The organism is Streptomyces sp. RP5T (genome assembly GCF_003933965.1).
GTDB lineage: Bacteria > Actinomycetota > Actinomycetes > Streptomycetales > Streptomycetaceae > Streptomyces.
The window spans coordinates 1-2,556 of sequence record NZ_RSAJ01000870.1 but is presented as its reverse complement, the minus strand read 5'-3'; the positions used below and the strand labels follow the sequence as shown (position 1 = coordinate 2,556).

Sequence of the window (2,556 nt, the reverse complement as noted above, 5' to 3'; positions counted from 1 at the left end):
CCGGAGCCCCGTGAGCTCCTTGCGAACGGCACCCCGCCGGCGGATGTCGCCGCGAAGTACCCGACCTCCTCGCTGGCCTGGGCCCAGCTGGCCGACGAGGCGTTCGAGCGCGGCAGCGTCGTGGAGTCGTACGCCTACGCCCGTACGGGCTACCACCGCGGCCTGGACGCTCTGCGCCGCAGCGGCTGGAAGGGGCACGGCCCGGTGCCCTGGGAGCACGAGCCCAACCGCGGCTTCCTGCGCGCCCTGCACGCCCTCGCCCGTGCCGCCGGTGCCATCGGCGAGCAGGAGGAGTACGAGCGCTGCTCGCAGTTCCTGAAGGACTCCTCGCTCACGGCGGCCGAGACGCTGGGCTGAGTCCGGCCGAGCCGTCCCCGTTTTCCGGGCCCGCCTGTGTGACCAGGCGGGCCTTGCCATTTCCACGGACCATGGAAGAGGATGCCCGGCGGGGACCGGGGCCCCGTGTCGGTAACGGCAGGGCGGACCGCTACCCGGAGTAATAACAGGAGACAGCGATGTCGTCCCATGAGGCTCAGGAATCGCAGGAGCCCGAGACCCCGCATCTCGACTTCCAAGGCACGACGCCGTACGAGGACTACGTCAAGGCGGACGTGCTCACCCACCTCCAGCACACCCTCTCCGACGATCCCGGAGAGATGGTCTTCCTGGTCACGACCCAGGTCATGGAGCTGTGGTTCACCGTCATCGTGCACGAGTGGGAGACCGCGGCCGCCGCGCTGCGCTCCGACGACGTGCCCACGGCCGTTGCCGCGCTGAAACGATCCGTCCGTGAGCTGGAGGCACTGAACGCCTCCTGGAGGCCGCTCGGCCAGCTCACGCCCGCGCAGTTCAACTCCTACCGTTCCGCCCTCGGCGAGGGCTCCGGGTTCCAGTCGGCGATGTACCGCCGCATGGAGTTCCTGCTCGGCGACAAGTCCGCGTCCATGCTCGTCCCGCACCGGGGCGCGCCCCGCGTCCACGCCGAGCTGGAGAAGGCACTGCACGAGCCGAGCCTGTACGACGAGGTGCTGCGGCTGCTCGCGCGGCGCGGGCACGCGATCCCGGCCGCCGTGCTGGAGCGGGATGTGTCCCGCCGCTACGAGCCCTCGGAGGAGGTCGAGGCCGCCTGGACAGCCCTCTACTCCGGTCCCGAGGACGACGAACTGGCCCGGCTGGGCGAGGCGTTGACCGATGTCGCCGAGCTGGTGTGGCGCTGGCGCAACGACCATCTCGTCGCCACCCGCCGCGCGATGGGCTCCAAGGCCGGCACGGGCGGCTCCGCCGGGGTGGCCTGGCTGGAGAAGCGCGCCCGCAAGAACGTCTTCCCCGAGCTGTGGACGGCGCGGTCCCATGTCTGAACTTGCCCTGCGAGCAGAGAAGTTGGACAGCGCCGACGAACTGGCGGGCGTGCGCGCGCGGTTCGTCCTCGACGACGTGGTGTACCTGGACGGGAACTCGCTGGGCGCCCTCCCGGCCGCCGTCCCGGAGCGCGTCGAGGACGTCGTACGCCGTCAGTGGGGGTCCTTGCGCATACGGTCCTGGGGCGAGAGCGGCTGGTGGACCGCTCCCGAACGGATCGGCGACCTCGTCGCTCCGCTGGTGGGGGCGGCGGCCGGGCAGATCGTGGTCGGCGACTCGACAAGCGTCAACGTGTTCAAGGCACTTGTGGGCGCCGTGCGGCTCGCGGGCGGGCCGGAGTCCGGGCGTGACGAGGTGGTCGTCGACGCGACCACCTTCCCCACGGACGGGTACATCGCCGAGTCCGCGGCCCGGATGACGGGCTGCACCCTGCGCGCGGTGACCCCGGCCGAGGTGCCGGACGTGCTGAGCGAACGTACGGCGGCCGTCCTGCTCAACCACGTCGACTACCGCACCGGGCGCCTGCACGACCTGCCCGGACTCACGAGCGCCGTGCACGCCGCGGGCGCGATCGCCGTGTGGGACCTGTGCCACAGCGCGGGCGCCCTGCCGGTCGGCCTCGACGCGCACGGCGTGGACCTCGCGGTCGGCTGCACCTACAAGTACCTGAACGGCGGCCCCGGTTCACCGGCGTACCTCTACGTCCGGCGTGAGCACCAGGACCGTTTCGACTCCCCGCTGCCCGGCTGGAACTCCCATGCGGAGCCCTTCGGGATGCGAACGTCGTACGCACCCGCGCCGGGTGCGCTGCGCGGTCGCGTCGGCACCCCGGACATCCTCTCCATGCTCGCCCTGGAGGCGGCGCTGGAGGTCTGGGACGGGGTGTCGGTCGAGGCGGTGCGTGCCAAGTCCCTCGCCCTGACGGACTTCTTCCTGGAGTGCGTCTCGGCGTACGTGGACGAGGGCCGCGTCGAGTGCGTGACCCCGCGTGCCCACGCCGAGCGCGGCAGCCAGGTCGCGTTGCGCTGCGAGAACGCCGACGACGTGATGCGGCGGCTCATCGAGCGGGGCGTGGTGGGCGACTTCCGGCACCCGGACGTACTGCGGTTCGGCTTCACACCCCTGTACGTCGGGTTCGCGGACGTGGAGCGGGCGGCGCGGATACTGGGGGAGACGCTGATCTGACCGGGAGGGCGG

Annotated in this window: 3 protein-coding genes; all 3 read left to right on the top strand. The window is 71.8% G+C overall.

Annotated features, from left to right (window positions below):
• Nucleotides 1-357: DUF3151 domain-containing protein (locus tag EHS43_RS42255; protein WP_148104268.1), on the top strand; the 357-nt coding region annotated here is incomplete at its 5' end.
• Nucleotides 358-515: 158 nt separating this feature from the next.
• Nucleotides 516-1,358, top strand: coding sequence for a tryptophan 2,3-dioxygenase family protein (locus tag EHS43_RS42250; protein ID WP_125195774.1), 843 nt, complete (start codon nucleotides 516-518; stop codon nucleotides 1,356-1,358).
• Nucleotides 1,351-2,544 carry a kynureninase gene (kynU, locus tag EHS43_RS42245; RefSeq protein WP_125195773.1) on the top strand — a complete coding sequence of 398 codons (1,194 nt, stop codon included), beginning with the start codon at nucleotides 1,351-1,353 and terminating at the stop codon, nucleotides 2,542-2,544. Before EHS43_RS42250 ends, kynU begins: the two co-directional genes overlap by 8 nt.
• Nucleotides 2,545-2,556: the final 12 nt, after the last annotated feature.